The following is a 1,649-nucleotide window of genomic DNA, read 5'->3' as shown; positions in this document are numbered from 1 at the left end:
TAATATAGAGGATGGAAAACAAGTAATACGTTCCTCTATAATGAGGAAATCGCAGTAAAAATGTTTAGAATTTTGAATTTAGATATTGTTTCGTGCTTCGTGCTTCGGATTTCGTGCTTAATTCAGAAATTTGACAAAAAGATAATAAATATGTTATATTTAAAATATGGGAATGATAGGAGGAACAAATATGGATACAACACCAATAAATATCCTCTTGGTAGAGGATAATGATGACGATATTGTAATAATCAAGAAGGTTTTTAAGAGGCTTAAGCTTACAAATCCATTATACATTGTTCATAATGGAGAGGAGGCATTAGATTTTCTCTTTCATAAAGGAGCATATTCTTCTTTAGAAACCTCTCCAAAGCCAGGGCTTATCTTTCTTGATATAAATATGCCGATAATGGATGGCTTTACCACCCTTGAGAGGCTAAAGCAAAATCCACAAACAAAGTGCATTCCTGTTATTATGCTTACAGTGTCAGACAGGGAAGAAGATATTGTAAAAAGCTATGCAAATGGGGCTGTGTCTTATGTAACAAAGCCAATGGACTTTGAGCAATTTGTAAAGGTAATTGAGCAATTTGATATCTATTGGACACTTGTCTCAAAAATACCAAAGTAAAAGCCTAAAGAGTCAGAGAGTCCAATGGTTAGAAAAAAGGGTGTATGGGTTTAGTTAATGAAAAACTAATTTTGAAGAATCCAAGAAGGCAGGAATTACAACCAGCAGAAGTTAGTTGCCTGGCAGATTCAGGTGCTCTACATTTGTGCATTCCTTCGCATATTCAAATTCAATTGGAATTAGAAGAAATAGATAAGAGAGAGGTAACATTGGCTGATGGAACGCAAAAACTTGTTTCTTATGTTGGTCCAATTGAGCTGCATTTCAAAAATCGTGTGGGTTTTGCAGGTGCATTGGTTATGGGAGATCAAGTTTTGCTTGGAGCAATACCAATGGAAGATATGGATTTAATTATAATACCCAAGACAAGGGCATTAGAAGTAAATCCGAGCAGCCCAAACATTGGAACATCCATTGTAAAGAAGTATGTGTTTAGCTTGAAAAATAATAATTGGCTATGAAAGAAAAAATCCGAAATCTTAAAACAAATTCAAAACTCAAAAAATTAAATTATGACAGTTGAGGTATTGGATACAAGGGGGCTTAGATGTCCCCACCCTGTAATGAAGATTGCAGTTAAGTCTCCTGATATGAATAAGGGGGATATTTTAGAGGTATTGGGAGATTGCCCTACTTTTGAAAAGGGTGTAAGGGCATGGTGTGAAAGGATGAATAAGGTAGTCCTTTCGGTAAGGGAAGAGGGAAGGGTTTTGAGGATACAAATACAATTTTAGCTAATAATTGTATGTTGGTGGTTGGCTTTCTGGTGAATTACAGGGTAACAAATCAACCAGAATAGCTAAAAAATACCGTTTTATATTTACCCCTTGTGAAAAGGAAGGAATAGTCTATTTGAATTGGATTGACCATCGGGAGAAAGTATATAAAAAAAATGGTAACTATTCAGTATATCGTATTTTATATGTTTGGCTGTTTTAAAATTCATCCATTCTATAATAAATCCCAAATCCCAAGTTCAAATGTCAAAAAAATGTCCAATTTCCAATGTCCAATATCA

At 34.5% G+C, this 1,649-nt stretch carries 3 protein-coding genes; all 3 read left to right on the top strand.

Going from position 1 to position 1,649, the window contains the following annotated elements; genetic code table 11:
• Positions 1–190 precede the first annotated feature (190 nt).
• Genes AB1630_13065 through AB1630_13055 form a run of 3 tightly spaced genes read left to right on the top strand, consistent with a single transcriptional unit; the run spans position 191 to position 1,365 of the window.
• Positions 191–631: a response regulator gene (locus AB1630_13065; GenBank protein MEW6104716.1), complete on the top strand. Its 441-nt coding sequence runs from the start codon at positions 191–193 to the stop codon at positions 629–631.
• A 44-nt stretch (positions 632–675) separates the two neighbouring features.
• The gene (locus AB1630_13060; GenBank protein ID MEW6104715.1) at positions 676–1,092 is read left to right on the top strand and encodes a clan AA aspartic protease; all 417 of its coding nucleotides are present in this window, start codon (positions 676–678) and stop codon (positions 1,090–1,092) included.
• A gap of 51 nt (positions 1,093–1,143) precedes the next feature.
• Positions 1,144–1,365: a sulfurtransferase TusA family protein gene (locus AB1630_13055; protein ID MEW6104714.1), complete on the top strand. Its 222-nt coding sequence runs from the start codon at positions 1,144–1,146 to the stop codon at positions 1,363–1,365.
• Positions 1,366–1,649: the final 284 nt, after the last annotated feature.

It is taken from the genome of bacterium, assembly GCA_040753555.1.
Taxonomy (GTDB): domain Bacteria; phylum UBA9089; class UBA9088; order UBA9088; family UBA9088; genus JBFLYE01.
This window is presented reverse-complemented; position numbering and strand designations above follow the sequence as displayed.

Bases quoted from the DNA above. Each gene is read 5' to 3' on its own strand.
- AB1630_13065 (MEW6104716.1), top strand. From the start codon at position 191: ATGGATACAACACCAATAAATATCCTCTTGGTAGAGGATAATGATGAC.
- AB1630_13060 (MEW6104715.1), top strand. From the start codon at position 676: ATGGGTTTAGTTAATGAAAAACTAATTTTGAAGAATCCAAGAAGGCAG.
- AB1630_13055 (MEW6104714.1), top strand. From the start codon at position 1,144: ATGACAGTTGAGGTATTGGATACAAGGGGGCTTAGATGTCCCCACCCT.